The organism is Kitasatospora sp. NPDC088783, assembly GCF_044750705.1.
In the GTDB taxonomy this organism is placed as follows: domain Bacteria; phylum Actinomycetota; class Actinomycetes; order Streptomycetales; family Streptomycetaceae; genus Kitasatospora; species Kitasatospora fiedleri.
Window position 1 is genome coordinate 281034 of record NZ_JBIVKJ010000002.1, and the last position, 26756, is coordinate 307789.

At 76.5% G+C, this 26756-nt stretch carries 24 protein-coding genes and 1 pseudogene; 8 read left to right on the plus strand and 17 right to left on the minus strand.

Annotation, left to right across the window (positions count from 1 at the left end; translation table 11 throughout):
• Positions 1-152: 152 nt before the first annotated feature.
• Entirely contained in the window at positions 153-1340 is a 1188-nt protein-coding gene (locus ACIP60_RS05675) for an alcohol dehydrogenase catalytic domain-containing protein (protein ID WP_400680386.1), read from the minus strand.
• A gap of 130 nt (positions 1341-1470) precedes the next feature.
• Positions 1471-2424 carry an SDR family NAD(P)-dependent oxidoreductase gene (locus ACIP60_RS05680; protein WP_400680388.1) on the minus strand — a complete coding sequence of 318 codons (954 nt, stop codon included), beginning with the start codon at positions 2422-2424 and terminating at the stop codon, positions 1471-1473.
• A gap of 250 nt (positions 2425-2674) precedes the next feature.
• Between ACIP60_RS05680 and ACIP60_RS05685 the strand changes: the two genes are divergently transcribed.
• Positions 2675-4873, plus strand: coding sequence for a catalase (locus ACIP60_RS05685; RefSeq protein WP_400680390.1), 2199 nt, complete (start codon positions 2675-2677; stop codon positions 4871-4873).
• Positions 4874-5001: 128 nt separating this feature from the next.
• Complete coding sequence (locus ACIP60_RS05690) at positions 5002-5172, plus strand: hydrophobic protein (protein ID WP_400680394.1); 171 nt, start codon at positions 5002-5004, stop codon at positions 5170-5172.
• 100 nt (positions 5173-5272) lie between these two features.
• Here ACIP60_RS05690 and ACIP60_RS05695 read toward each other — a convergent pair whose 3' ends face one another.
• From ACIP60_RS05695 to ACIP60_RS05710, 4 genes are all read right to left on the minus strand, one after another.
• The gene (locus ACIP60_RS05695) at positions 5273-6505 is read right to left on the minus strand and encodes a PP2C family protein-serine/threonine phosphatase (protein WP_400680396.1); all 1233 of its coding nucleotides are present in this window, start codon (positions 6503-6505) and stop codon (positions 5273-5275) included.
• Positions 6506-6508: 3 nt separating this feature from the next.
• On the minus strand, positions 6509-7021 hold the full coding sequence (locus tag ACIP60_RS05700; protein WP_400680399.1) for a hypothetical protein: 513 nt from the start codon (positions 7019-7021) through the stop codon (positions 6509-6511).
• A 129-nt stretch (positions 7022-7150) separates the two neighbouring features.
• The gene (locus ACIP60_RS05705; protein ID WP_400680402.1) at positions 7151-7426 is read right to left on the minus strand and encodes a DUF6479 family protein; all 276 of its coding nucleotides are present in this window, start codon (positions 7424-7426) and stop codon (positions 7151-7153) included.
• Between the two features lie 151 nt (positions 7427-7577).
• Positions 7578-8714 carry a Ku protein gene (locus ACIP60_RS05710; RefSeq protein ID WP_400680404.1) on the minus strand — a complete coding sequence of 379 codons (1137 nt, stop codon included), beginning with the start codon at positions 8712-8714 and terminating at the stop codon, positions 7578-7580.
• Positions 8715-8960: 246 nt separating this feature from the next.
• Between ACIP60_RS05710 and ligD the strand changes: the two genes are divergently transcribed.
• Entirely contained in the window at positions 8961-9860 is a 900-nt protein-coding gene (ligD, locus tag ACIP60_RS05715; RefSeq protein WP_400680407.1) for a non-homologous end-joining DNA ligase, read from the plus strand.
• Between the two features lie 21 nt (positions 9861-9881).
• Here ligD and ACIP60_RS05720 read toward each other — a convergent pair whose 3' ends face one another.
• Entirely contained in the window at positions 9882-11105 is a 1224-nt protein-coding gene (locus ACIP60_RS05720; RefSeq protein WP_400680408.1) for a PP2C family protein-serine/threonine phosphatase, read from the minus strand.
• 331 nt (positions 11106-11436) lie between these two features.
• On the opposite strand from ACIP60_RS05720, the gene ACIP60_RS05725 reads away from it, so the two are divergent.
• Both ACIP60_RS05725 and ACIP60_RS05730 read left to right on the plus strand, forming a co-directional pair.
• Positions 11437-11796 (plus strand): hypothetical protein, encoded by a 360-nt coding sequence (locus ACIP60_RS05725; protein WP_400680411.1) that lies wholly within the window; start codon positions 11437-11439, stop codon positions 11794-11796.
• A gap of 319 nt (positions 11797-12115) precedes the next feature.
• Positions 12116-13651 carry a SulP family inorganic anion transporter gene (locus tag ACIP60_RS05730; protein WP_400681537.1) on the plus strand — a complete coding sequence of 512 codons (1536 nt, stop codon included), beginning with the start codon at positions 12116-12118 and terminating at the stop codon, positions 13649-13651.
• 91 nt (positions 13652-13742) lie between these two features.
• On the opposite strand, the gene ACIP60_RS05735 is transcribed toward ACIP60_RS05730, so the two are convergent.
• From ACIP60_RS05735 to ACIP60_RS05745, 3 genes are all read right to left on the minus strand, one after another.
• Positions 13743-14546, minus strand: a complete 804-nt coding sequence (locus tag ACIP60_RS05735) for a DUF1206 domain-containing protein (RefSeq protein WP_400680414.1) — start codon at positions 14544-14546, stop codon at positions 13743-13745.
• Between the two features lie 61 nt (positions 14547-14607).
• Positions 14608-14877 (minus strand): hypothetical protein, encoded by a 270-nt coding sequence (locus ACIP60_RS05740; RefSeq protein ID WP_100834777.1) that lies wholly within the window; start codon positions 14875-14877, stop codon positions 14608-14610.
• Positions 14878-14964: 87 nt separating this feature from the next.
• Positions 14965-16224, minus strand: coding sequence for a phosphatidylserine/phosphatidylglycerophosphate/cardiolipin synthase family protein (locus ACIP60_RS05745; RefSeq protein ID WP_400680415.1), 1260 nt, complete (start codon positions 16222-16224; stop codon positions 14965-14967).
• Positions 16225-16342: 118 nt separating this feature from the next.
• On the opposite strand from ACIP60_RS05745, the gene ACIP60_RS05750 reads away from it, so the two are divergent.
• The 3 genes and pseudogenes from ACIP60_RS05750 (at position 16343) to ACIP60_RS05760 (ending at position 19892) form a co-directional block, all read left to right on the plus strand.
• Positions 16343-18010, plus strand: a complete 1668-nt coding sequence (locus ACIP60_RS05750) for a diacylglycerol kinase family protein (protein WP_400680418.1) — start codon at positions 16343-16345, stop codon at positions 18008-18010.
• Positions 18010-18942 (plus strand): annotated as a pseudogene (locus ACIP60_RS05755) (YihY/virulence factor BrkB family protein); the annotation flags it as partial. The gene ACIP60_RS05750 and the pseudogene ACIP60_RS05755, both read left to right, overlap by 1 nt.
• A 176-nt stretch (positions 18943-19118) precedes the next feature.
• Positions 19119-19892, plus strand: coding sequence for a phosphatase PAP2 family protein (locus ACIP60_RS05760; RefSeq protein ID WP_400680421.1), 774 nt, complete (start codon positions 19119-19121; stop codon positions 19890-19892).
• Between the two features lie 35 nt (positions 19893-19927).
• Here the strand turns inward: ACIP60_RS05760 and ACIP60_RS05765 are convergent, their stop codons facing one another.
• The 7 genes from ACIP60_RS05765 to ACIP60_RS05795 all read right to left on the minus strand — a co-directional run bounded on the left by ACIP60_RS05765 (position 19928) and on the right by ACIP60_RS05795 (position 26620).
• Positions 19928-20284, minus strand: coding sequence for an anti-sigma factor antagonist (locus ACIP60_RS05765; RefSeq protein ID WP_400680423.1), 357 nt, complete (start codon positions 20282-20284; stop codon positions 19928-19930).
• Between the two features lie 95 nt (positions 20285-20379).
• Positions 20380-22017: a SpoIIE family protein phosphatase gene (locus ACIP60_RS05770; protein ID WP_400680425.1), complete on the minus strand. Its 1638-nt coding sequence runs from the start codon at positions 22015-22017 to the stop codon at positions 20380-20382.
• Positions 22014-23819 carry an ATP-binding protein gene (locus ACIP60_RS05775; RefSeq protein WP_400680427.1) on the minus strand — a complete coding sequence of 602 codons (1806 nt, stop codon included), beginning with the start codon at positions 23817-23819 and terminating at the stop codon, positions 22014-22016. The genes ACIP60_RS05770 and ACIP60_RS05775 overlap by 4 nt, the downstream gene beginning before the upstream one ends.
• Positions 23816-25003 (minus strand): ATP-binding protein, encoded by a 1188-nt coding sequence (locus ACIP60_RS05780; protein ID WP_400680429.1) that lies wholly within the window; start codon positions 25001-25003, stop codon positions 23816-23818. Before ACIP60_RS05780 ends, ACIP60_RS05775 begins: the two co-directional genes overlap by 4 nt.
• The gene (locus tag ACIP60_RS05785) at positions 24991-25410 is read right to left on the minus strand and encodes an anti-sigma regulatory factor (protein ID WP_400680431.1); all 420 of its coding nucleotides are present in this window, start codon (positions 25408-25410) and stop codon (positions 24991-24993) included. Before ACIP60_RS05785 ends, ACIP60_RS05780 begins: the two co-directional genes overlap by 13 nt.
• Entirely contained in the window at positions 25407-25784 is a 378-nt protein-coding gene (locus ACIP60_RS05790; protein WP_400680433.1) for an STAS domain-containing protein, read from the minus strand. The genes ACIP60_RS05785 and ACIP60_RS05790 overlap by 4 nt, the downstream gene beginning before the upstream one ends.
• Complete coding sequence (locus ACIP60_RS05795) at positions 25781-26620, minus strand: STAS domain-containing protein (RefSeq protein WP_400680435.1); 840 nt, start codon at positions 26618-26620, stop codon at positions 25781-25783. The genes ACIP60_RS05790 and ACIP60_RS05795 overlap by 4 nt, the downstream gene beginning before the upstream one ends.
• Positions 26621-26756: the final 136 nt, after the last annotated feature.

Sequence of the window (26756 nt, forward strand, 5' to 3'; positions counted from 1 at the left end):
CGGGCGGGGGTTGAGCGGGGGGGGGGGGGACCGCCCGCCGGGGTGCCTGGCGGGGGCCTCGCCGGTGGGGCGGCCGGGGGGGCGCGCCGCGGCCCCGGGCGCGGGGGCCCCGGGGGGCCCCCCCGGGGGGGCGCGACGGCGGGACGGCGCGGTCAGGGGCGGAACAGCACCTTGATCGCGCCGTCCCGCTTCTGCTGGAACATCGCGTACGCGTCCGCCGCCTCGCTCAGCGGGAGGTGGTGGGTGGCGAAGGAGTCCACGCCCAGCGGGTCGTCGTCGGTCAGCAGCGGCAGCAGGTCGTCCGTCCAGCGCCGCACGTTGGCCTGGCCCATCCGGAGCTGGAGCTGCTTGTCGAACATGGTCAGCAGCGGCATCGGGTCGGCCGCGCCGCCGTAGACGCCCGCCACCGAGACCGTGCCGCCGCGCCGCACCAGCTCCACCGCCAGGTGCAGGGCCTGCAACCGGTCCAGGCCCGCCTTCTGCATCAGCGGCCGGGCCAGCGCGTCCGGCAGCAGGCCGGTGACCCGCTGCGCCACGGTGGCGACCGGGGAGCCGTGCGCCTCCATGCCGACCGCGTCGATCACGCTGTCCGGGCCGAGCCCGTCGGTCAGGTCGCGCACCGCCTGCGGCAGCAGCTGCGGCCGGTCGTTCAGGTCCAGCACGACCGCGCCGCGCTCCCTGGTCCGCTGCAGCCGCTCCGGCACCAGGTCGATGCCGATCACCTGCCGGATGCCCGGACGCAGCAGCGCGATCCGCGCGCACATCTCGCCGATCGGGCCGAGGCCGAGCACCAGCAGCGTGCCGCCCTCGGGGACGGCCGCGTACTCGACGGCCTGCCAGGCGGTCGGCAGCACGTCCGACAGGAAGACGAACCGGTCGTCCGGCGGCCCGTGCGGCACCTTCACCGGCAGCGTGTCGCCGAACGGGACGCGCAGCAACTCGGCCTGGCCGCCCGGCACCTGGCCGTACAGCTTGGTGTAGCCGAACAGCGCCGCGCCGCTGCCGTACTCGCGCACCTGGGTGGTCTCGCACTGCGAGTGCAGCCCGTTCGCGCACATCCGGCAGGTGCCGCAGCTGACGTTGAACGGCACCACCACCCGGTCGCCCGGGCTCAGCGTGCTCACCGCGCCGCCCACCTCCCGGACGGTGCCCATCGCCTCGTGCCCGAGGATGTCGCCCGGGTCGAGGAACGGCCCGAGCACCTCGTACAGGTGCAGGTCGGAGCCGCACAGGCCGGTCGAACTCACCTCCACCAGCACGTCCGAGGGGTCCTCGATCCGCGCGTCGGGCACCTCCTTCACCTGGACGTCCCGCCGGCCCTGCCACGTCACCGCACGCATCGCGTGCTCCTTCCGTTCGGTTTCCGCCTGTTCGCGCTGATTTCCGTTCGAGTCCTGCGGGAGTCCCGTCCGGGTCCTGCCCGGGTCCGGTTCGGGACACCGCCCGAGTTCCGTCCGACGGCCGATGCCCTCAGCTGCCCGGCTCGTTGGCGTTGCGCCCGGCCCGGTCGCCGAGCGCGGTGAGGACCGGCACCAGGCGCCCGGTGCGCCCGGCCGCCGCCTGGCCCGACAGGTCGTGCTCCGCGACCCGCCCGGGGCCCGGCAGCAGCCGGCCCGCCGCGCCCAGCAGCGCCCCGAAGGTCGCCGGGGCCACCCCCTGGAGGCGGACGGCGAGCTTCGCGGCCGGGGTCAGCACCAGCTCCGCCCGGCCCGCCTCGGCGGCCCGCACGATCCGGCGCGCCGCCCGGCCCGCGTCCGTCGACAGCAGCGGCATGCTGGCCGCCGCGCCGAACCACGCGTACTCCCGCGGCGCCTGCCCGGAGAACCGGGCCGCCCGGTGCGAGCCCGTCCGCATCAGGCCCGGCACCACCGTGGTCACCCGCACCCCGCTGCCCGCCAGCTCCACCCGCAGGCCGCGGGAGAACGCCGCCAGCCCGGCCTTCGCCGTCACGTACGGCAGCAGGTGCGGGGCCGGGACCGGCCCGCCGATCGAGGCGATGTTCACCACCGAGCCGCCGCCGCGCTCGCGCATCCCGGGCAGCACGGCCAGCACCAGCTCCACCGGCGCGGCCACCATGGTGTCCCACGAGCGGCGGAAGTCGTCCTGCTCCAGCGCCGCCAGCGGGCCGACCTGGATCACCCCCGCGTTGTTCACCAGCAGGTCCAGGGGCCGCCCCAGCCGTTCGGCCGCCTCCGCGGCCACCGCCCGGCCCGCACCCGGCTGGGTCAGGTCGCACTCCAGCGCCGCCCGCCGGTCCGTCAGCCGCCCCAGCCTCCGCTCCGCGAAGGCCAGTTCGGTGCTGTCCCGGGCGCACACCGCGACCCGGCAGCCGCGCCGGGCCAACTCCTCCGCGATCAGCAGGCCCAACCCGCGCGACCCGCCGGTCACCAATGCCGCCTTGCCCGCGAAATCCACCCGCTGCACGGCCGTCACCTCTCCCTCGATAGCCGACTGCGCCGCGCCTGCCCGAGGTGCGGGAGCGGAAACGGCGGGATAAGAGATGTTTGGGGACGTTCATCCGTTTCGTTCGGCCCCGACCGGTTAGTCGGGCCGATGACGCCCGCGCGGCCCGGGCCGGGGCAGAGCCCCACCGGCCCGGGCCCGGGCGCGTGTCCACGAACCGTCCACGTCCACGTCCACGCTCCGTCCACGTCCACGTTCCGGAAGGACACCCATGACTGCCGATGACACCCGCCCCGACCTGCCCGGCGCGCCGAGCGCGGGCGAGCCGACGGTGGCCGAGCCCACCGAGCCGCGCGAGCCGCTGCCGCCCAAGCCCGACCAGGGCGCGCCCGCGCCGCTGTCGGCCACCGGCCGGCCGGTCGAGGGGGCGGACGTGCGGGCCCAGGACGGCGCGTACCTGACCACCGCGCAGGGCACCCGGTTGCCGGACTCCGACCACTCGCTGAAGGCCGGCCCGCGCGGCCCGGTCCTGCTCCAGGACCACCACCTGCGGGAGAAGATCACCCACTTCGACCACGAGCGAATCCCCGAGCGGGTGGTGCACGCCCGCGGCGCCGCCGCGCACGGCGTGTTCGAGAGCTACGGCGCGGGCGCCGGGCTCAGCAAGGCCGGCTTCCTCGCCGCCGGGGCCCGCACCCCCGTCTTCGTCCGGTTCTCCACCGTGCTCGGCTCGCGCGGCTCCGCCGACACGGTGCGCGACACCCGCGGCTTCGCGACCAAGTTCTACACCGACGAGGGCGTCTTCGACCTGGTCGGCAACAACATCCCGGTGTTCTTCATCCAGGACGCGATCAAGTTCCCGGACGTCATCCACGCCGGCAAGCCGCACCCCGACCGGGAGATCCCGCAGGCGCAGTCCGCCCACGACACCTTCTGGGACTTCGTCTCGCTGCACACCGAGGCCACCCACCACACCCTGTGGAACATGTCCGACCGGGGCATCCCGCGCTCCTACCGGATGATGGAGGGCTTCGGCATCCACACCTTCCGCCTGGTGGCCGCCGACGGCTCCACCAGCCTGGTCAAGTGGCACTGGAAGCCCAAGCTCGGCGTCCACTCGCTCACCTGGGACGAGGCCCAGCTGATCTGCGGCACCGACCCCGACTTCCACCGGCGCGACCTGGCCGACGCCATCGAGGCCGGCGCGTTCCCGCAGTGGGAGCTCGGCGTCCAGGTCATGCCGGACAGCCCCGAGCAGACCTTCCAGGGCATCGACCTGCTCGACCCGACGAAGATCGTCCCCGAGGAGCTCGTCCCGGTGCAGCCGCTGGGCCTGATGACGCTCAACGCCAACCCGACCAACTACTTCGCCGAGACCGAGCAGGTCGCCTTCCACCCCGGCCACCTGGTGCCCGGCATCGACATCACCGACGACCCGCTGCTGTCCGGCCGGCTCTTCTCCTACCTGGACACCCAGATCACCCGGCTCGGCGGCCCCAACTTCGCGCAGATCCCGATCAACCGCACCCACGCCCCGGTCAACGACATGCTGCGCGACGGCTTCCACCAGGACGCCGTGCACACCGGCGTCGCCCCCTACAAGCCCAACTCGCTGGACGGCGGCTGCCCGTTCTTCGCCGGCGCCGAGCAGCACGCCTTCATCGAGCACCCGCAGCCCGTCCCGGCGGCCACCAAGGTCCGCCAGGCCCCCGCCAGCTTCGACGACCACTTCAGCCAGGCCCGGCTCTTCTGGACCAGCATGACGCCGGTCGAGCAGGAGCACATCATCGCCGCCTACGGCTTCGAGCTCGGCAAGTGCACCGAGCCCGCCGTCCGCGAGCGCGCCCTCCAGGTCCTCGCCAACATCGACGGACGGCTCTGCGCCGAGGTCGCCGCCGCCCTCGGCCTGCCCGCGCCGCAGCGCTCCGCGCACCTCGCGGACGTCGCGCCCAGCCCGGCGCTCTCCCAGCTCGGCCGCAGCTGGCCGGTCGCCGGACGGACCGTCGGCATCCTCGTCGGGCCGGACACCGACCCCGCCGAACTCGACGCCGTCCGCCGCGCCGCCCTCGCCGCCGACCTGGTGCCGCTGGTGGTCGCCCCCACCGGAGGCGACCCGGCGCAGGTCCAGCGCAGCTTCGCCACCGCCCGCTCGGTCGAGTTCGACGCCGTCCTGCTGGCCGGGGCCCCCGCCCCCGCCGACGACGCCGCCCCCGCCCGCGACGCCCGCGCCGCCGGACCGCACGCCACCCTCGACCCGCGGCTGGCCCTGCTGCTCGGCGAAGCCTGGCGGCACGCCAAGGCGATCGGCGGCTGGGGCGGTGCCCGCGACGCGCTCACCGCGGCCGGCCTGCCCGCGGACGGGCCCGGCGTCGTCCTGGGCACCGACCCGGTCCAGGTGCTGCGCGAGCTGGCGGACCTGCTCGCCGACCACCGGGTCTGGGACCGCTTCCCGCCGCCCGCCGCCGCCTGACGGACGCGCGGCCGCCCGCCCGTGCCGCCCCGGGTCGAACGGATTTCCGACCCGGGGCGGCATGGGCGGCCGGACAGCGGGCAGACGAGGGGCGAACCCAGACGGAACGATGCGAAAGAGGGCACAACATGGTCCCGCTCCTCTTGGTCCTGCTCCTCGCCCTGGTGCTGTTCGGTGCGGGCTTCGCGGTGAAGGTGCTGTGGTGGGTGGCGATCGTCGTGTTCGTGCTCTGGCTGGTGGGCTTCATCGTCCGCGGTGCCAACTCGACCGGCGGTCGCGGACGCTGGTACCGCTGGTAGCGGAACCGCGGTACCGGCGCGCAGCGAAGGGGACGGAGGCGGACGGCCTCCGTCCCCTTCGGCGTGCCCGGGGGTCGGGACGGACTCGGCGGGGGGTGGGTCACCAGGCGGAGGCGCGGGGGCGGGTGTCGTCCAGCAGCGGCGGGGTGGGCGGCTGCCACTCGATCATCATGATGGTGGCGTCGTCGGTGAGGCCCTCCTCGTCCTGGTGCTCCAGGATGGCGTGCATCAGCCGGCGCAGGGTCTCCGGGGCGGTCTCCCCGGCGGCGGCGGCCCGGATCACGAAGTCGGTGAACCGCTCCAGGCCGAAGAACTCGTGGTGGCCCCCCTTGGCGTCCACCACCCCGTCGGTGTAGATCAGCAGCCGGTCGCCCGGCCGGAGCGAGACGGTCCGCACCGTCCGGGGCCCGCCGGTGTGGTGGCCCAGCCCCAGGGGCAGTTCGCCCGGGCCCTCCAGCGCCCCCGCGACCACCTCGCCGGAGCGGATCAGCAGGGGGTGCGGGTGCCCGCAGTTGGCCCAGTGCAGGGTGCCGGTGGCGATGTCCAGGCGCAGGAACACGCCGGTCGCGAAGCGGTCCGGGAACCAGTCGTGCAGGGCCACGTCGATGGTGTCGACCAGGTCGGGCAGGTCGGCGCCATTGCGGCGCGCGTTGCGGCAGGCGGCCAGCGCCAGCGCGGCGGTCAGGCCGGAGGCGAGGTCGTGGCCCATCGCGTCCAGCACGGCGGCGTGCAGCACCCCGTCGGCCAGCGAGTGCTCGAACGCGTCCCCGCCCAGCCGGTAGGCCGGTTCGAGGACCGCGGTGGACACCGCCCGGTCGGTGCAGACGGTGCGCGGCGGCAGGAAGGCCCGGAGCATCTCGGACGGCAGGCTCATGGTGTCCGCCCGGGTGCCGTGCGCGTAACTGTCGCTGGTGTCGCGCTTGGAGGTGATCACCATGGCGAGCACCGAGGTCAGCAGCCGGCAGCGCCGGATCGCCTCCCGGTCCAGGGAGGTGGTGCGCAGCCCCAGCACGCCCAGCCGCTCGGCCCCGTCGGTGAGCGGGAACCAGGCCACCAGGCCCGACCCGGTGTCCTCGGCCACCCGCAGCGAACCCGTCCGGAACGCCCACCCCGCCAGCGTGCCGTCGATCGGCAGGTCCGGGCCCCCGGCCAGGGGGACCAGGCGGTGCTGCTGGATGTCGGCCAGGTACACGGCGACCGAGCCGAGGCCGAGCGCCCGGGTGTACTGCTCGGCGAAACGGGGCGCGTCCCGCGGGTCGAGGGTGCGGCCGGCGGTCAGGAACTGTTCCAGCAGCTGCTCGCCGAGGTTCAGCGGCGGGGTCCGTTCAGCCATCTCTCACACCGATCGGGCGGACCGGGCCCGCGCCGCCCCGGCGTGCCCGCGCGGGCCGGAGAGGGGGAGGCCGTCGGACAGGGGGAGGGTGCCGGACGGAAGGACGTCGCCCGGCCGGTCCTGCGCCCCGGCGGGGACGGGGCCGGGCCCGGGGTACGGGCCCAGCAGCAGCTCGCGTTCGAGCTCGTCGATCCGGGCGGCCACCTCCAGCGGGTCCGGCCGCAGGACGTCACCGGCGTGCCCGGCGCGCCCGCGGTCCAGCGCCACCGTGCCGACCAGGCGGTGCAGCAGCAGGACCGGCAGCGCCACCGGCCACAGCGCGCCCGAGCAGAGCGCGAACGCCTCGGCCTGCTGGCGCTCCTGCCGCTCGAACGTGCCGATCCGCCGCTCGTCGGCCACCGCCCGGGTGCCGCCGGCCCGCAGGAAGCGGTTCCGCTCCCGCCGGAAGACCGCCCGGGCCGTCAGCAGCCCGCCGAGCACGTAGCCCGCCACCATCCCCAGACAGAGCACCACCACCGCTGATCTCCTCCCGGATCGCCGAAATCCTCCGAACACGTCGCACGTATGCCCGACATTCCGGACCTCAACGGGCCCCCGGCGGGATCGTCGCCCCCGGCCGGGAGGTCCCGGCCGGGCCCGCAGGGGTCAGCGCCCGTACGGGTCGTCGGTGCCGCGCGGGGGAGCGGTGGGCTCGGGGTGCTCCGGGTCCGGGCCGCCGTCCTGCGGGGTGCTCCAGGAGTCGGCCCGCCCGGCGGCCGGGCCGGGGGACGCCGGGGGACGCTGGCGGTTGCGTCGGCGGCTGCCCCAGACGAAGGCGCCGATCAGCAGGCCCACGATGATCACCGCCGGAATGATCACCACCAGGAGGGACGGGCCGCTCGACTCCGCCGCCAGTACCGCATCGACCGCCGTGACCTGCATGGTCTGCTCCTTCTCGCTCCGGCGGGCCCGCCCGTGCGGACCCGCGCCGCCGGGCGTCTACCCGGACGAACCGGGATGAACGCCCGGCGGGCCCGGATACCGGCAGGTCACCCCGAACGGCCCAGCGGGGAGGCCCCGGCTCCGCCACCGCTCAGGAGGCCCGCTTCAGGTTCCGGCGGGGACGGGCGGCGGCCCTGAGCGCGTACTGGAGCTGCTCGCGCGTCATGGTGGACCGGTGCGGGACCCCGAGCGCGGCGGCCCGCCGGTAGAGCTCGGCCTTGCTGAGCGAGGCGAGGTCCTCCACCGCCGCGGCCTTCCCCGGCGCGCCGTCCTTCTCCGGTGCCGCCGCCTTCGCCGCCTTCGCCGGTCTCCCGGCCCTCGCCGGTTCCGCCGTCCGCACCGCCCGCACCGGCCGCGCCGCCTTCGCCCGGCCGCCGCCCCCGCGGGCCCCGCGGGCCGGGGCGCGGCCCCCGGCGCCCTTCCGGGGGGTGCCGCCCGCCTTCGACCGGGCCTCGTCCAGGCTGCGGTGCAGGACGTCCATCAGCTCGGAGAGGTCGGTGGGCGCGGGCTGCGCGCCCTTGGACAGGGCGATCTCCCGGCCCTCCGCCTTGGCCTCGACCAGCGCCCTGACCTGTTCCTCGTAGCTGTCGTGGTAGTCCTCCGGGTCCCAGTCGACGGCGAGCATGTCGATGAGCTGCTCGGCGGTGGCCAGCTCGGTGCGGTGGAAGTCCCGGCGCCGGGCGGGCAGGTCGGCGACCTCCTGGTGCGGGTCGCGCAGCTCGTCGGCCCAGTGCATGGTGCGCAGTTCGAGCAGCCCGTCGACGGAGTCGACCGCGGTCAGGTACTCCTTGCCGCGCATCGAGAACACGGCGATCCCGGCCCGGCCGGAGTGGCCGAGCGCCTCGACCAGGAGCTGGTAGACCTTCGCGGTCCCCGGGTCGCCGGGGCCGAGGTAGTACGTCCTGTCGAAGAAGACCGGGTCGATCTCCGCCAGGTCGGCGAAACCGCTGATCTCGATGGTGCGCGAGCGGCCCGGGGAGATCTCCTCCAGCTCGGCGGGCTCCACCACGACGTACTGCCCCTCGGCGATCTCGTAGCCCTTGACGACGTCCTCGAACGGCACCTCCTCGCCGGTGCGCTCGTTCACCCGCCGCTGGCGGATCCGGTCGGTGGTGCCGCGCTGCAACTGGTGGAAGCGCACCGCGTGCGACTCGGTCGCCGGGTAGAGCGCCACCGGCAGGCTCACCAGCCCGAACGTCAGCGTTCCCTTCCAGAGCGGTCTGGCCATCGTGCTCACCTTCCTCCGCCGTCCCGGCGCCGCTGTCGCGCGGCCCGGGGCCGTCCGTCCTCCGCCGCGCGGCTGCCCGATCCGGCCCGCCCCACACCCGGGCCGCCGACCCCGCGGGTGTCGGGCCCGTCCCGGCGGGGTAGACGCGGGCGCACCGGCGCCGGCCCGGGGCGGTCGCTGACCGCCGCGCCCGGGCCCGCGCGAGCACGGACGGCCCGCCCCGGCGGGCCGGGAACGGGGTGCGCCATGACCACCGCCGAGATCCGGGCGAGCGGGCGGATCATCCAGCTCAGGCGGGCCGACAAGGAGCTGTTCCCGGCCGACGGCCTCACCAAGGCCGACCTGGCCGCGCACTACCGCCGCGTCGCCCGCCGCATCCTGCCGCAGCTGCGCGGCCGGCCGCTGATGCTGGAGCGCTACCCCGACGGCATCGACGGCCCCCGGATCGTGCAGAAGGACACCCCCGGGCACTTCCCGGAGTGGATCCACCGCAGCGAGCTGCCCAAGGCGGGCGGCACCATCGACTACCCGGTCTGCGACGACCTGGCCACCCTGCTCTACCTGGTCGGCCAAGCCTGCGTCACCCCGCACCGCTGGCTCTCCCGGGCCGACCGGCCCGACCACCCCGACCTGCTGGTCTTCGACCTCGACCCGTCGGGCGAGGACTTCGAACCGGTCCGGGCCGCCGCCCGAGCGCTGCGCGGCCTGCTGGACGAACTCGCCCTCCCCGCCGACCTGATGACCACCGGCTCGCGCGGCCTGCACGTCCTGGTCCGGCTCGACCGCCGCGCCCCGTTCGACGAGGTCCGGGCCTTCGCCCGGGACGCGGCCGACCTGCTCGCCCGGCGGCACCCCGACCTGCTCACCACCGAGGCCCGCAAGGCGGCCCGCCGGGGACGGCTCTACCTCGACGTCCAGCGCAACGGCTACGGCCAGACCGCCGTCACCCCCTACGCGGTCCGCGCCCTGCCCGGCGCGCCGGTCGCCACCCCGCTGGGCTGGGACGAACTGGACGACCCCGCCCTCACCCCGCGCCGCTGGACCGCCGCCACCCTCGCCGAACGCCTCCTGGCCCCGGACCCGTGGCGGCCCGCCGCCCGCAGCCGCTCGCTGGGACCGGCGCGCCGACGGCTGGAGGGGCTCTGACACCGGGGGCACCCGGGCGGCTCAGGCGCCGCCGGGGTGCCAGGCGACGAGTAGGACGGTGGCGTCGTCCCGCAGCCGGTCGCCCTGGTGCGCGGTGAGCCGCCGCACCAGTCGGCGCAGCGCCTCGGGGGCGGGCAGGCCGTCGGCCATCGCCCGGGAGACCACGTCGACCAGCAGCTCCTCGCCGAACGGCGCTCCGCTCGCGTCCCGGCCCTCCGTCACGCCGTCGGAGTGCACCAGCAGGCGGTCGCCCGGTTCGAGGCGCGCGGTGTGGACGTCGGGTGCGGTGCGGGGCAGGCCGGCGGGGAGGCCGAGCGGCAGGTGCGGAGGGCGTTCCAGGGCCCGGGCGACGATCCGGCCCCGGCGGATCAGCAGGGGCGTCGGGTGGCCGCAGTTGATCCAGGACAGCGCCCCGGTGACCAGGTCGAGGTCGGCGATCACGCAGGTCAGCAGCCGGTCGGGAATCCACCGGGTGAGCGCGTCGTCGATCGCCCGGGCGATGTCGGTGAGAGTGCCGCCGGCCCGGCGGGTGGAGCGGCAGGCGGCGACGGCGACGGCGCTGCACCCGCCGGAGGCGAGGTCGTGGCCCATCGCGTCGACCAGGGTCAGGTGCAGGCGGTTCCCGGCCAGGTTGTGGTCGAAGGCGTCGCCGCCGATGTCGTAGGCGGGCTCCAGCACGGCGCTGGAGGTGACCAGCCGGCTGCCGATCGTCAGGGGCGGCAGGAACGCCCGGACGAGTTCGGCCTGGAGGGTCATCGGCCGGCGCCGGCCGGTGCGCACCAGCTGGTCGCTGAACGGCGTCTGCACGGCGACCAGCAGGCCCGCCGCGGTGGCCAGCGCCCGGCCGGCGGCGAGCCGGGCCCCGTCCAGCACGGGCGCGGTCACCTGGAGGACGCCGAGGCGCCCGATGCCGTCCACGACCGGGAGCCAGCCCACCGCGCACCGGCCGGGGTCGCCGCCGGTGCAGACGTCACCGGTCCGGTAGGCGCGGCCGGCCAGCGAGCCGTCGACGTCGAGCAGCCCGGGGCCGGTCGGCCCGGTGACCCGCGGGTCCTCCGGCGGGACGGGCAGCGCGGTCAGGTACTTCTCCTGCACGTCGGCCAGGTAGAGCCAGGCGCAGGTGAGGCCGAGCCGCCGGGCCGCGCCCTGCAACAGCCCCGGCAGGTCCCTCGGCCCGGCCCGGTGGGAGTCCTCCAGCAGGCCGAGCACCACGGCCCCGGCCGCGTCCCGCTCGTCACGGCCCATCGCCCGTCACCTCCGCTCCCGGCTCCGCGCCCGTCCGCCCCCGCACCCGTCCAGCCTGCCCGCCTCCCGGGCGGGCCGCCACGCACCGCCGGGGCGTGCCGCCGGGGCGCGTCGGCGCGCGTGCGCCGGTGTGCGCCGCCGCGTGCCACGCAGGGTGAGCGCCCGCGCGGGCCCGGGTCCGTGTCCGAACTGTTCGACGGATCGTCATATTCCGTTCTACCAGCGGGTTTTACTCGCCTTTGAATCTCCGAAACCCCTTACGCGGTGACGTTCCGTACGTAAGCTGGAACGGCGCGGCGACCGGGCCGGGCGGACGCCGGGGGAGGCGGGGATGACCGGACGGGGGAGGGCGCGGGGCGGCTGCCTCGCCGTGCTGCTGGCCGCCGTCCTCGCGGCCGTGCTCACCGTCCTCACCGCCGGGCCCCCGGCCCAGGCCCGGGCGCCCCGCGCGGCCACCGCGACCGTCGCGGAGGAGCACCTGGAGGGCGCGCCCCACCAGGAGGCCCCGGCCCCGGCGGGCCGGTCCGCCGGCCGGCACCGGATGAACGGCGGCCCGCCCGCCCGTCCCCCGGCCCGGCCGGGGGAGGAGACCGCCCCCGACACCACCACCGCCCCCGCGCACCCCGCCCCGACGACCGCCGGAGGGTCCAGACCGGCCGCGCTCGCGCGCCTCCAGGTGTTCCGCTGCTGAGCGGGCCCGCGAGCCGACGGCGACGGTCCGGACACCGGCGCGCCCCCGAACCCGGGGCCGCCCGGTCGCTGTGACGACCCGTCGGCACGCTCCGCTGCCCACCGACAGCACCCCCGTCCGGCCGACGCCGGGCGGGCGGAAGGAGAACCCCGATGCGACCGTCCGTGCACCACCACGCCCGCGTCCTTCCGACCGGAGAGGCCCGAGCGCTGTGAACACCACTCCGCACCGCACCCCGCCGCCCGGCCCCGACCCCGACCGCACCCCGCCGCCCGGCCGCGCCGCCGCCGCCCGGTCCGGCCCCGGCCGCGCCGCCGCCCTGCGCGGGGCGCTCGCGCACTGGCGCCAGGACCTGCCCGCCTCGCTGGTGGTCTTCCTGGTCGCCGTCCCGCTCTGCGTCGGCATCGCCGTCGCCTCCGGCGCGCCCGCCGAACGCGGGCTGGTCACCGGCATCGTCGGCGGCCTCGTGGTGGGCCTGCTGCCCGGCAGCAGCCTCCAGGTCAGCGGCCCGGCGGCCGGCCTGACCGTCCTCGTGTTCGACGCCGTCCAGCGCTTCGGCCTCGGCTCGCTCGGCGTGCTGGTGCTGGCCGCCGGCCTGCTCCAGATCGCCATGGGGCTGCTGCGCACCGGCCGCTGGTTCCGGGCGATCTCGCTGTCCGTCGTGCACGGCATGCTGGCCGGCATCGGACTGATCCTGATCCTCGGCCAGCTCTACGCCGTCTCCGGGCGCACCGCCCCCGGCAGCGGCGGCGGGAAGATCCTCCACCTGCCCGCGCTGGCCGCCGACTGGTTCACCGGCCGGGCCGCGACCACCGCCCTGCTGATGGGCGCCGCGACGGTCGCCCTGCTGGTGGTGTGGCCGAAGCTGCCCGCCGCCGTCCGGGCGGTGCCCGCGCCGCTGGCCGCGGTGGCCCTGGCCGCCGGGGCCACCGCGCTGTTCGGCCTGGACGTGCCCCGGGTCCGGGTGGACGGCCTGCTCGGCGCGGTCGCCCTCCCCACCGCGGACGGCTTCGCCGCGGTCGCGGGCGCGGCCGGGCTCGGCACCGTCCTCGCGTTCGCCCTGATCGCCTCCGCCGAGAGCCTGTTCAGCGCCGCCGCCGTCGACCGGATGCACCACGGGCCGCGCACCGACTACGACCGCGAACTCACCGCCCAGGGCATCGGCAACACCCTGTGCGGACTGCTCGGCGCCCTCCCGATGACCGCGGTCATCGTCCGCAGCGCCGCCAACGTCCAGGCGGGCGCCCGCACCAAGGCGTCCCGCGTCCTGCACGGGCTGTGGCTGCTGCTGTTCGCCGCGCTGCTGCCCGCCGTCCTGGGGCTGATCCCGCTCGCGGTGCTCGGCGGCGTGCTGATCCACGCCGGGGCCAAGCTGATCCCGCTGCGCCCGGCCGCCGCCCTGTGGCGCGGCCAGCGCGGCGAGCTGCTGGTGCTGGCCGTCACCACCGGGGCCGTCGTGCTGACCACCCTCTTCGAGGGCGTCCTGATCGGCGTGGCCCTCGCGGTGGCCCGGAGCGCCTGGCAGACCTCCCACCTGCACATCGACCTCACCGAAGCCGAAACCGACGCCGGGACCGGGACCGGGACCGACGCCGGGACCGGCACCGGCACCGGCGCCGGTGCCGGCGGGCCGTTGAAGGTGCGGCTCAGCGGAAACGCCACCTTCCTGCGCCTGCCGCGCCTGCTGGACGCCCTGGAATCGCTCCCGGTCGGCCGCGCCGTCGAACTCGACTGGACCGGCCTGCGCCACCTCGACCACGCCTGCCGCACCGCCCTGCTCACCTGGGCCGCCCGCCACGCCGCCGACGACCCCGCCACCGTCAGCTGGGAGCCCCCGCTCACCGTCGCGACCTGAGCGGCCGCGACCGGCACGACACACGACGGGGCCCGGCGGTACGCAGGACGCGTACCGCCGGGCCCCGTGGCCTGCCCGGGACGGTCGACGGTCAGAAGCGGCGCCAGCGGGCGGAGGCGAAGGAGAACACGCCGTACAGGACCAGGCCGCAGGCCACCGCGGCGAGCAGCCACGGGCCCGCCGCACTGGAGGCGAAGGAGCGCAGGGTGTCGTCCATGCCCTTGGCCCGGTCCGCGTCGAAGCGGACGGCCGCCACCACCACGAAGGCCCCGGCGGCGGCGTAGACGCTGCCGCGGGCCACGTTGCCGGACAGGCCCGTGCCGGTCACGGCGCTGCGGGTGCGCGGGTGCATCGACGAGGTGTCGAGCTTGCGCAGGAAGCGCCGCTGCAGGGCGCGCACGGCGATGGCGGCGCCCACGGCGGCCAGCCCCAGGCCGACGGCGCCCACCAGCCAGCGCCCGCCGGGCTGGGCCAGCGCGGTGGCCGTCCAGTCCTTGGAGGCGGAGTCGCTGTCGGACCCGCCGCCGGAGCCCGCCGCGTACGCGGCCGTTCCCCAGGCCACCGAGGCGTAGAAGACGGCCCGGCCCGCCGACAGCAGCCGGGAGCCGGTCTTCTTCTGCCCGGCCTCGCCGAACACCGCCGTCGAGGCCCGCCACAGCGCCATCCCGACGAAGCCGACGGCCAGTGCCCACAGCAGCACCTCGCCGAACGGCTGCATCGCCACCTGGTGCAGGGCCCCCTGCCGGTCGGCGTCCTCACCGCCGGACCCGAACGCGATCCGCAGGGCCAGCACCCCGACCAGGGCGTACACCACGCCCCGGGCCACGAAACCCACCCGGCCGGCGACCGTCGTCACCCGGTCCACCGAACCGCCCTCGGGCTTGTTCGCTTCCATTGCCGTTCTCCTCCGTCGCTCTTCCTGCGCTCTACTGCTCTGACGATCGCCGCGGGCCGGTTCAGTCGAGGGCGCGGGCGCGGGTGACGAGGTTGCCGAGGACGACGTAGACCAGGGCGGGCAGGCCGTAGTCGAGCAGGACCTGACCGGTGTGGTTCGACACGCTGAACAGGCCGCGGGACCAGCCCGACAGCCAGTCGGCGGCGTCGTGGAACCAACTGACGACGGAGTTCCCCTGGTTGGCCTTGAAGAGGTCCAGCAGGATCCAGATGACCAGGACGGCCGCAACGGCGTGGGCCAGGACGGATATGACCGAAGTGATGCGTCTCATGGGCGTCGCTTTGCCCGGTAGGATTTTTCCAAACCGGTTGCGCCGCAAGGGAGTTCGTGATTCCGGACGTCGTCGGCGGGCTCGGCGTCAGAGGAAGTGCCGGATCGGGGCGGTGGCCGCCTCCAGGGCCCGCCGGGCCGGGCCGCGGCGGTGCCAGCGCTCCGGGACGACGGCCTCGCTGCGGGTCAGGTCCTCGTCGAAGTGCCGGTCCAGGCCGGCGGTGAACTCCGGGTCCACCACGGCCAGCACCACCTCCTCGTCGTGGTCGAGCGAGCGCCGGTTGAAGTTCGCCGAGCCGACCACGGCCGCCGTCCCGTCCACGGTCAGCACCTTGGCGTGCATCATCGTCGGCCCGTACCGCCAGACCGTGACCCCGGCGGCGGTCAGCCGGCCGAAGTGCCGCTCGCCCGCCAGCTGGCACACCCGCTTGTCGGTGTGCCGCCCCGGCACCAGCAGGTCGACCGCGACGCCCCGGCGGGCCGCGTCGCAGAGCAGGCCGACGAAGTAGTCGTCGGGCGCGAAGTACGCGGTCGCCAGGCGCAGCCGCCGCTCGGCGGAGGAGATCACCACCCGCATCAGGGTCTGCAGGTCCTGCCAGCCGACCGCGGCCGAACCCCGCACCACCTGGACCACCGAGTCGCCCGGCTGCTCGTGCTCCTCGAACCGGTCCGCCGCGTCGTACAGCGTGCCGGGGGCGCACTCGGCCCAGTTCTGCGCGAAGGCGGCGGCGATGCCGTCCACGGCGGGCCCGACCACCCGGACGTGGGTGTCGCGCCACTCGCCCGGGTGCCGGGCGTCGCCGCACCACTCCTCGGCGATCCCGACGCCGCCGGTGAACGCCGTCCGGCCGTCCACCACCAGGACCTTGCGGTGGCAGCGGTGGTTCTGCTTGAAGGGCGACAGCCGCACCGGACGCCGGAACCAGGAGATCCGGACGCCACACCCCTCCATCAGCTCGATCAGGTCCGGTTCGATCAGCCGGCTGCCGAACCCGTCCAGCAGCAGCCGCACCCGGACGCCCTCCGCGGCCTTGCGGGCCAGCGCCCGGGCGAAGGTCCGGGCGATGTCGCCGCGCCAGTAGACGAAGGTCATCAGATCGACCGTGCGCCGCGCGCCGTCGACGGCCTCCAGCATGGCGGGGAAGATCTCGTCGCCGTTGCGCAGCGGGGTCAGCAGGTTGCCCTCGGTCGCGGCGATGCCCAGCAGCCCTTCCAGTCGGCGGCGCAGCACCTGGCCGCGGTCGGAGGGTAGTGACGCGGGGACGGCCGTGAGCGAGGGGCCGGGGACGGCCGCGAGCGCGGGCCCGGCGGGTGCCGGGGTGGGCTCGGGCGCGGTCTCGGTGGTCATGGGGTCCCTCCGTCCGGGGCGGTGGCTGTGGCGGGCGCTCGGTTACCCGCTGCGCGGCGATCGACGCCTGGTCGGACCGGTCGGGGATGAAAACCGCGGACCGGGGGACACGGGTCCCATGACGAGGACACAGGGGCGGGCCGCACCGCTCGGGGTACTGGCGGCGGTGGTCGGGCAGGGGACGGCGCTGGTCGCCGTCGGGCTGCTGATCACCCACCCGCCGGGCGGCTGGTGGGACCCGGGCGAGAACGGGCTGGTCTCCTGGCTGGCCGGGCACCGCACCGACGCGCTGACCACGGCCAGCTCCTGGCTGTCCGCGCTCGCCTTCACCCCCGCGATCGTGACGGTGACGGCGGTCGTCGCGCTCCTGCTGCTGCTCGGGCGCCGGTGGCGCCCGGCGGCGCTGCTCGCGGGCGCGGTGGCGCTCCAGGCGACGCTGTTCGTGACCGCCGCCCACGTGGTGGACCGGGCCCGGCCGGACGTCGCCCGGCTGGACGGGGCGCTGCCCACCTCCAGCTTCCCGTCCGGGCACGTCGGGGCGGCCACCGCGCTGTACGGCGGCCTCGGCCTGCTCGCGCTGCACCTGCTGCGCGGCCGGTGGCGGGTCCTGCTGTGCGCGCTGGCCTGGGCGGTACCGGTCCTGGTCGCGGCCAGCCGGCTCTACCGGGGCATGCACCACCCCACCGACGTGCTGGCCGGCGCGCTCAACGGCGCGGCCGCCCTGTGGGTGGTGCACCGCGCGCTGCCCGCCCGCGCCCGCCGGACCCCGGCCGCTCCCGCCACCCCGGCCCCCGCCGTCCCGCTGCGGGTCGCGCTGGTCTACAACCCGCTCTCGGTGGACGACGCCCTGCTGCACCGGCTCTCCGCCGTGCTGACCGCGCACGGCCACCGGCCGCCCCTGCTGCTGCCCGGCGAGGCCGAGGACTGCGGCCGGGCCGCCGCCCGGCGGGCCCTCGCCGACGGCGCCCGGCTGGTGGCGGCCTGCGGCGGCGACGGCACCGTGACGGCCTGCGCCGAAGTCCTGGCCGGCACCGGCGCGACCCTGGCGATCGTCCCCTGCGGCACCGGCAACCTGCTGGCCCGCAACCTCGGCCTGCCGACCGACCCCGAGGCCGCGCTGGACGCCGCCCTGGCCGGCCGCACCCGCCGGATCGACCTGATGCGGGCCGAGGGCGACGACCTGCCCGCCCGGGCCGCCGCGACCATGGCCGGGATGGGACTGGACGCCGCCGTGATGGCCGACACCGGCCGCACCCTCAAACGCCGCCTCGGCTGGCCCGCGTACGTGCTCGCCGCCGCCCGGCACCTGGGCGACCGGCGCTTCACCCTGACCGTCGCCGTGGACGACGCCGAGCCGGTGCGCCGCCAGGTGCGGGCCGCCGTCGTCGGCAACGTCGGCTCCCTCCAGGGCGGCGTCCGGCTGCTGCCCGACGCCGAGCCCGACGACGGGCTGCTCGACCTGGTCCTGGTCCAGCCGCACGGGCCGAGCGGCTGGGGGCGGGCCGTGCACGCCCTGCTCACCGGCACCCACCGCCCCGGCCCGGCCGCCCCGCTCGAACACTTCCGGGGCCGCCGCATCGCCCTCACCGCCGAGCGCGCCCAGCCCCGCGAGTGCGACGGCGACCCGGTGGGCGACGGCCGCACCCTCACCCTGACCGTCCGGCCGGACGCCCTGCTGGTCCGCGTCCCCGCCGCCGCGCCGGAGACCGCCCCCGGGACGGCCGCCCTCGCGGCCCCCGTCCACCCCGCGGCGGGCGCCCTCGCCGCCCGGCGGGAAGTGGCCTGATGGGCACGGCGAGCCGGGTCAGGCCCGGCCGGGAGCACCTCTCCGCGGACGAGGCCGTGGTGGCCCTGCGCCGGCAGTCCTGGTGGCCGCTGGCCCGGGACGCCTTCGTGCGGTTCCGGTACGCGGACGGGTTCAGCCACGCCCGGGCGCTGGCCTTCCAGGTGGTGCTGGCCCTGGTGCCGTTCGCGATCGCGGTGGTCGGGCTGGCCTCCTCGCTGCACGGCGGTCCGGTGGGACAGCTGGTCGCGGCGAGCATCCAGCGGATGGTCCCGGCGTCCAGCGCGGGCCTGGTCAGCGAGGTGCTCGACCGCAGCCGGCACCGCGACGGCGGCACCGTCGCGCTCTGGTTCGGCGCGCTGTTCGCGGTGGCCAACCTGGTGACCGCGATGTCCCAGATCGAACGCGGGGCGAACCGGATCTACGGCATCGAACGGGACCGGCCGTTCGACCGCAAGTACGGGCGCAGCCTGCTGATGGCGGCGGGCGCGGGCCTGCCGCTGGGCGTCGGCTTCCTGGTCCTGGTGGCCGGGCCGCAGGTCGCCGCCGCCGCGGACGAGGTGTTCGGACTGGGGCCGGGCACCGCCGCCGCCTGGACCCTGCTGCGCTGGCCGGTCGGGGTGGTGCTCACCCTCGCCGCGGCGGCCGTGATCTTCCGCCGGGCCCCCCGCCGCCGCCAGCCCGGCTACAGCTGGCTGGCGTTCGGCGCGGGCGTCCACCTGGTGCTCTGGCTGGCGGCGACCTGGCTGCTCAGCCTCTACCTGCGCCTGAGCGGTTCCTTCGACGCCGTCTACGGCCCGCTCAGCGCGGTGTTCTCGCTGCTGGTGTGGGCGTACCTGACGGCGATCGCGCTGTTCCTCGGCCTCTCCTTCGCCGCCCAGCTGGAGGCCGACCGCACCGGCCGGCCCGGCCCGGTCCTGCCCGACCCGCTGGCCGCCGACCCGCTGGCCGCCGACCCGCTGGCCGCCGAGGCGCTGGCCGCCGAGGCGCGGACCGCCGAACCGACGCCCGCCCCCGACCCCGACCCGTCACCCGACCCCGACGCGTCGGCCCCCGTGTCCGACCCCGACCCGTCGCCCGCCCCGCCCCCCGGCCCCGAGAGGACGCAGTAGTGATCCGCCGCCCCACCCTCCTCCACCGCAAGCTGCGGGACGCCGACCTGCGCCTGGGCGAGCGGCTGCTCGCCGCCGTCGGCGCGTCCGCGGTGGCCGCGGTGCCGACCGCGCTGCTGCTGGTGCTGATCGAGGCGCACTGGGGGCCGCTGCACCGGCTCGACGCGGGCGCGGCGCAGCGGCTGCACGCCGTCGTGCGCGACCATCCGGCCGTGCTCTCGGTGCTGCGCGCCCTCAGCAACGGGGTGTGGGACCCGCTGACGATGCGGCTGCTGGTCGCGGCGGCCGTCGGCTGGCTGCTGTGGCGGCGGGCCTGGCGGCTGGCGGTGTGGGCCGCCGCCACCACGACCGCCGCCGGACTGATCGGCTGGGCGGTCAAGGCGGCGGTGGCCCGGGCCCGCCCGTCGCTGCCCGATCCGGTCGCGCACGCGCCCGGCTTCTCGTTCCCGTCCGGGCACGCGATGACCGCGGCGACCTGCTGCACGGTGCTGCTGCTGGTGTTCTCCCCGGCGCTGCGCCCGGGGTGGCGGTGGGCGGCCCGGGCGGCGGCCGGGCTGAGCGTGCTGGGGGTGGGGTTCACCCGGGTCGCGCTCGGGGTGCACTGGGTCAGTGACGTGCTCGGCGGCTGGCTGCTCGGGGTGGCCCTGGTGGCCGCCACCGCCTGGGCGTTCGAGGGCTGGCGGCGCGACACCGGCCGTCCGGTCCCGCCGCCGCTCAGCGAGGGGCTGGAGCCGGAGCTGGCCGCGGGCGGCCCGGCCCGCCCCGAGGGCTGACCGGCGCGGCCCGAGGAGTGACCGGGGGCGGGGGCTCAGCCGTCCGGGCGGAGCGCGCCGACGGCGGCGTCGACCGTGTCGTGGTGCGGCAGCAGCCGGTCCACGCCGGTCATGGTGAGCAGCCGCCCGACGTCGGCGCTGGTGCCGACCAGGGCGAGCGAGGTGCCCGCCGCCCGGGTGCGGCGGAACGCGAACAGCAGCTCGGCCACGCCGAGCGAGTCGCAGAACCTCAGCAGCGCGAGGTCCAGGACCAGCGGCAGTGCCTCGGAGGTCCGCTCCACCGCCCGGTGCAGGCGCGGCGCGGTGTGGTAGTCGAGCTCGCCCGCGAGCGCGACGACGGTCGCCCCCACGGGATGGGTGCGGACCTCGATGGTCAGGTCGTACTCGGGCACGGGGGCTCCGTACGGTGCAGGGGGCTTCCGGGTGGACGGGGAGCAGGTGGGAGCCGGCGGGAGCCGGTGCGGCCCGGCGGTGGCCGGGGACGCGGTCAGTCGAGCCGGGCGACGAGCAGGGCCACGTCGTCGGTCTGGGCCCGGGCGAACGAGGACAGCAGCAGGTCGCCCGCCCGGTCCAGCTCCGGCGGCGCGTCGGCGAAGGCGTCCCGCAGGGCGTCCAGACCGGCCTGGAGGTGCTCGCCGGGCACTTCGATCAGGCCGTCGGTGACCAGCAGCAGGGTGCTGCCGGGCTCGACGGCGTACTCGACGGTCGGCGGCTGCGGGACGTTCAGGCCGAGCAGGATGCCGTGCTCGGTCAGGTAGCGGGTCGAGCCGTCCGGCAGCCGCAGCAGCGGCGGCAGGTGGCCGGCGTTGGCGACCTCGATGCGCCGGCGGTCGGGTGCGATCAGCACCAGGCACACCGTCGCGGTCAGGCCGGGGCGCAGCCGGGTCATCAGCGCGTCCAGCCGGTGCAGCAGGGTCCGCGGGTCGTGGCCCTCGATGGCGTAGGCGCGCAGCGCGTGCCGCAGCTCGCCCATCGCCATGGCGGCCTCCAGCGAGTGGCCGGCCACGTCGCCGATCGCCAGCAGCAGGCCGTCGGGGGTGTCGATGGCCTCGTAGAAGTCGCCGCCGATCTCGCTGCGGGCCGAGGCGGGCTCGTACCGGACGGCGAGTTCGACGCCCGGGACGGCGGGCAGCCTGCTGGGCAGGAAGCTGCGCTGCAGGGTCAGCGCCAGGGCGTGCTCCTCGGCCTGGCTGCGCTGGGCCTCCAGGGCGAGCGCGGCGGCCTGGGTGAGCTGGGGGAGCAGGCCGCGTTCGTCCCGGTCGGCGACCGCGTCCCGGTCGGCGACCACGGCGAGCAGCGGCCGGCCGGGTTTGGTGCGGGCCACCACCAGGGCGACCGGCCCGGCCGGGAGGCCCGCGCCGTCCAGGCCGTGGTCGGCCAGCACGGCGCCCCACTCCGCGGCGTCCAGCAGGGCCGTGTCGGTGCCGGTGGCGTCGCCCAGGGTGTGGTGGGCGAGCACGTCGAGCAGGACGGGCGGGGCCGCCAGCAGCCGCACCGGGCCGTCCTCGGGCAGCGCCGGGTCGTGGTGGGCCAGGTGCAGGGTGTCGCGGTCCGGCCCGAGGGCGATCGCGGTGGCCCGGGCGGCGCCCAGCCGGACCGCGCCGAGCACGGCCGAGGTGACCAGGGCGTCCGGGTCGGCGGCCCCGTACAGGGCGAGGGTGCTGCGGTGCAGGGCGGCGACCCGGGCGGCCAGCCGCTCGGCGCGCCGGCGGGCCCGGGTGTAGCGCAGCACGGCGGTGACGGTGGCCTGGAGCTCGGCCGAGTCGATCGGCTCGGTCAGGTAGGCGTCGGCGCCGCGGTGCAGGCCCTGGGTGCGGTCGCTGGCCTCGATCGCGGTGGCGGAGATGTGCACGACGGGCAGCGCCGAGGTGCGCGGCACCCGCTTGATCCGCTCGCACACCTCGAAGCCGGTCATGTCGGGCAGGCTGATGTCCACCACGGCGATCTCGGGCAGCTCGGCGGTGGGGGTGCGCTCCAGCAGGGCGAGGGCCTGGGTGCCGTCGACCGCCTCGACGACGGTGTGCCCGGAGCGGCGCAGCCAGCTCCCGACGATGTACCGGGTGGTGTCGTTGTCGTCGAGCACCAGGACGGTGGCGGGTCCGGCGTCGGGGCTGGTGCTGGTCACGATCCGTCCTCGGGCGGCAGCGGTCGCCGCGGCGCGGCGGCGCGGGGGGCGGACAGGGCGGCGGCGATCCGCGCGGCGCTCAGGCCGGACTTGGGCAGCACGGCGCGGGCGTGCGCCAGCCGGGCCCGGTCGGCGGCGGTGAGCGAGGCGGAGGTGAGGATGACCACCGGGATCTGCCGCAGCCCCGGGTCGGCCCGCAGGTCGGCGAGCACCTGGTAGCCGTCGACCTCGCCCAGGTGCAGGTCGAGGACGATCCCGTCCGGCCGGGCGTCGCGGACGGCGGCGAGCGCGGCGGCGCCGTCGTGCGCCTCCACCACCCGGTCGGCGATCTCGTCCAGCAGCGGGCGCAGCACGCCCCGGAACACCGGGTCGTCGTCGACCGCGACCAGCACGGCCCACCGGGTGTCGGCCGGCGGCGCGGGGTGCGCGGGCAGCCGGACGGTGATCGCGGTGCCCCGGCCCGGCTCGCTGTCCAGGCGCAGCGTGCCGCCGAGGATCTCGGTCAGCCGCCGGGCGTACGGCAGGCCCAGGCCGGTGCCCCGGCGGCCGCGCTGGTGCGGGCCCCGGACCTGGTAGAACTCCTCGAAGACCCGCTCCTGCTGGTCGGCCGGGATGCCGATGCCGGTGTCGGTGACGGTCAGCACCAGGACCGGGCCGCCGTCCGGGCCGTCCTCGACCCGGGTGGCCAGCTCCACCGACCCGCGCTCGGTGAACTTCAGCGCGTTGGACAGCAGGTTGCGCAGGATCCGCACCAGCATCGTCTCGTCGCCGAGCAGCGCCCCCGGCCCGGCGGGCGCCGGGCCGATCCGCAGCGCGACGCCGGGGCGGGCCAGGCCGCGCAGGGTGCCGTCCAGGTGGGCCAGGACGGCGCGCAGGTCCAGCGGCGCCCACTGCGGGTCGAGGGTGCCGGACTCCGCCTTCGCGACGTCCAGCAGCTCGTCCACCAGGGCGAGCAGGGTGCGGCCGGAGTCGGCGATCAGCGACAGCTGGTGGGCCCGCTCCTCGGCCGGGGCGTCGGCGTCCGCGCGCAGCAGCTCGGCCAGGCCCACCACCGCGTTGACGGGCGTGCGCAGCTCGTGGCTGACGTTCGCCCAGAACCGGCTCTTGGCCTCGCTCGCCTCGCGCAGCTGCCGGGACTTCTCGTCGAGTTCGGCGTACAGCGCGACCACGCCACGGTTGGTCTCCTCCAGTTCCTCGGACAGCTCCGAGTACAGCGCCAGGACGCCCCGGTTGGTCTCCTCCAACTCGCTGTTCAGGCGGCGCAGTTCCTCGCGCTGGGCCCGGGTGTGCTCCAGCGCGGCGATCAGGTCGCGGGTCTGCGCCCGGGAATCCTCCAGGGCGCTGGGGCCGGTGTGCGCGGCGAGCAGGTCGCGGATCCGGCCGGCCAGCTCCGGGACGGGCCCGGGGACGGGACCGAGCCGCTGCTCGACCCGGACCAGGCCGCCGTCCCCGGTGTGCTCCTGGTGGGTGGGCAGCAGCCGGCCGGACGCCTCCAGCGCCTCCTCGGGCAGCCGGTGCCCGCCCTGCCAGGTCAGGGTGACCCGCAGGACGGCCGGTGGCCCCGGCTGGAGGTCGAACGCAGCGGCCAGCCGGTCGGCGCCGAGCAGGCCGCGGCCGAGTTCGCTCAGCGCGGTGGCCAGCCGGACGGCGTCCTGGCCGTCCGCGCCGAGCAGGTCGGCGACGGCGCGGGCGCTGCGGCGCAGCGCGAAGGTGTCCTGCACGGTACCCACGGGCGTGCTCTCCAGGTGTACGGACGGAACCTCCACCGCGTGCTCGGTGGAGGGGCCGGGGCGCGCGCTCACCAGGCGCCCTTCGCGACCACCACGCCCGCGTCGTCCCGGCGCACCCCCGCCTCGCGCAGCAGCAGGGCCGCGGCGGTGACGGGCAGGTGGGAGAAGATCCCGGGGACGTCGGCGGCCTTCCAGCGGTCGGTCAGGCCGTCCGAGTGCAGCACCACCGCGCTGCCGGGCGGCAGGTCCTGCCGGACGGTGTGCGGCGCGGGCAGCTGGTGCCCGACGATGCCGGGGGCGGAGGGCAGCGAACGGCGGTTCCCGGTGGCGGGGTCCACGACGAAGGCGCTGACGTTGCCCGCCCCGCAGAGCGTCACCCGGGCCTCGGCGGGCTCGACCAGGGCGACCGCGACCGCCCCGCCGCGCCCGCTGCGCAGCACCCGGTGCAGGTCGGCCAGCACCTGCTCGGGCCGGTGCGCGGAACCGCGGTGGAAGGCCGCGACGGCGTCCGAGGCGGCCCGGGCGGCCAGCGGGCCGTGGCCCAGGCCGTCGCAGAACATCAGCAGGAACGCGCCGGTGTCGCCGGCCCGTTCCGGGGTGGCGGCGAGGTGGGTGCGCGGCGCCCGGTTGGTCAGCACCGACCAGTCCAGCCGGGCCGCCGCGGCGGCTCCCGGCGGCTCGGCCGCCGCCGGCGCGGCCGGGACCGCCGACGGGCCCGCGCCGACCGCGCGCACCGCCCAGGCGTCCCCGCACAGCTCCTGCCCGCTCATCGGCCGGGTCAGCCCGGCGGCGACCGGCTCGCCCGCCGCGGCGGCCCGGCCCGCCGGGGTGCGGTTCCAGAACCGGGCGGTCATCACCGTCCCGCGGCCGGGCAGCGAGTGCAGGTCGAAGGCGTCGGCGAGCCGGGAGATCGCGCCCAGGCCGATGCCCAGGGTCGGACCGGAGGAGTAGCCGTCGGCCAGCGCCGCGGGCACGTCCGCCATCCCGGGCCCGCTGTCCATGGTGAGGAACTCCAGCGCCGCCTCGGTGTCGGTGCGCACCACGCGCAGCACCATCGCCCCGTCCACGGCGTGCCGGCGGAGGTTGGTGGCGGCCTCGCTGACGGCGAGCGCCACCTCGCCGACCCGCTCGGGCAGCAGCCCGATCCGGTGGGCGAGCTGCCGGGCCGCGCCGCGGGCGGCGGCGGGCAGCGAGTCCGAGTGCCGGAACCACACGGTGTCCTCGCACACGGCCAGGGCGGGCGTCACCGGGCCCACTTGGTCACCGAGACCCTCGTCCCGGAACCGGGCTCGCTGTGCAGCTCGAACTCGTCGACCAGCCGGCGCGCCCCGCTCAGGCCCAGGCCCAGGCCGCCGCCGGACGTCCAGCCGTCGGTCAGCGCGAGGTCCAGGTCGGGGATGCCGGGGCCGCTGTCCTCGAACACGGCGTGCACGCCCACCCGGGCACCGCTGCGCACGGCGGCGCAGCGCATCGAGCCCCCGCCGCCGTAGACCAGGGTGTTGCGGGCCAGCTCGCTGGCGGCGGTGACCAGCTTGGTCTGGTCGACCAGCGACAGCCCGCACTGCTGGGCGTACGTCCGGACGGTCTGCCGGGCCCGGACCACGTCGTCGTTGGACCCGATCGGTACGGCCTGCTCGTCCTCCACCACCCTGGGGCCGGTCATGGGCGGCCCGTACGCGCGGTACGGTCGCGTTCCAGCAGGGCCAGACCCTTCTCCAGGGTGAGCGCGGTGCGCACCCCGCCCAGCGAGAGCCCCAGCTCGACCAGGGTGATCGCCACCGCCGGGCGCATGCCGACCACCACCGTCTCGGCGTCCAGCATGCGCGAGATGGCGGCGGTGTTGGCGAGCATCCGGCCGACGAAGGAGTCGACGATCTCCAGCGCGGTGATGTCGATGACGACACCGTTCGCGCCGGTGGCGACGATCCGCTCGGCCAGGTCGTCCTGCAGGTCCAGGACGATCTGGTCCTCCAGGTCGACCTGGATGGAGACCAGCAGGACCTGGCCGATCTTCAGGACGGGGACGCGCTCGCTCACCGGGCGCCGCCCGAGGGGGCCTGAGCGCCGCTGAGCTGCAGGACGTGGCGCAGCGCGTCCTGCAGGGTGGCCTTGGTGACGATGTCGCCGAACTGCACGCCGAGCGCGACCAGGGTCTGGGCGATCTGCGGGCGGATGCCGGAGATGGTGCACTCGGCGCCCATCAGCCGGGCGGCGACCACGGTCTTCAGCAGGTGCTGGGCGACCTCGGTGTCCACCGCGGGCACGCCGGTGATGTCGATGATCGCGTGCTCGGACCCGGAGTCCACCAGGCTCTGCAGCAGCTTCTCCATCACCACCTGGGTGCGGGCCGAGTCCAGGGTGCCGACCAGCGGCACCGCGACCACGTTCTCCCACAGCTTGACCACCGGCGTGGACAGTTCGAGCAGCTGCTCGGCCTGCGCGCTGATGATCTCCTCCCGGGTGCGGGCGTACGCCTCGATGGTGAACAGGCCGAGCGCGTCGAGCAGCCGGGTCAGCTGCAGGTAGGCCGTGATGTCCTCGGCGGTGCTGGCCGTGCTGGGCTCCAGCACGTCCTTGCCGGCGAAGACGGTGACGGCCGTCTCGGTAGGCGTGAAACCGTACCGGGCCCGGCTGCGGGAGAGCTCCACCAGCAGGGCGCGCACCTCCGAGTACGCCTCGTCCTGCCAGTCCAGGCCGCTCTTGCCCAGGGCCTGGACCAGGGCCTGGTAGAGGTCGGTCAGTTCGCGCTCCAGCTCGGCCCGGCTGATCCGGCCGCCCAGGGACGCGGCCACGGCCGACACCCACTGCTCCTGCACCGCATCGTCCCGGGTCAGCAGCTCGACGAGCCGTTCGGACGCATGCTCCACCGCCATCAGGCGTTCTCCTCGCTCATCAAGGCCCCCGTTGATCGGGGACCCCGGCCGCCGTACGACGGCACGCGGCAAGCCCGGCCGGTCGGCCGGGTCACCGCGCGCCGTATGCCCCGGCCACCGCGAGGTATGCAGGGGA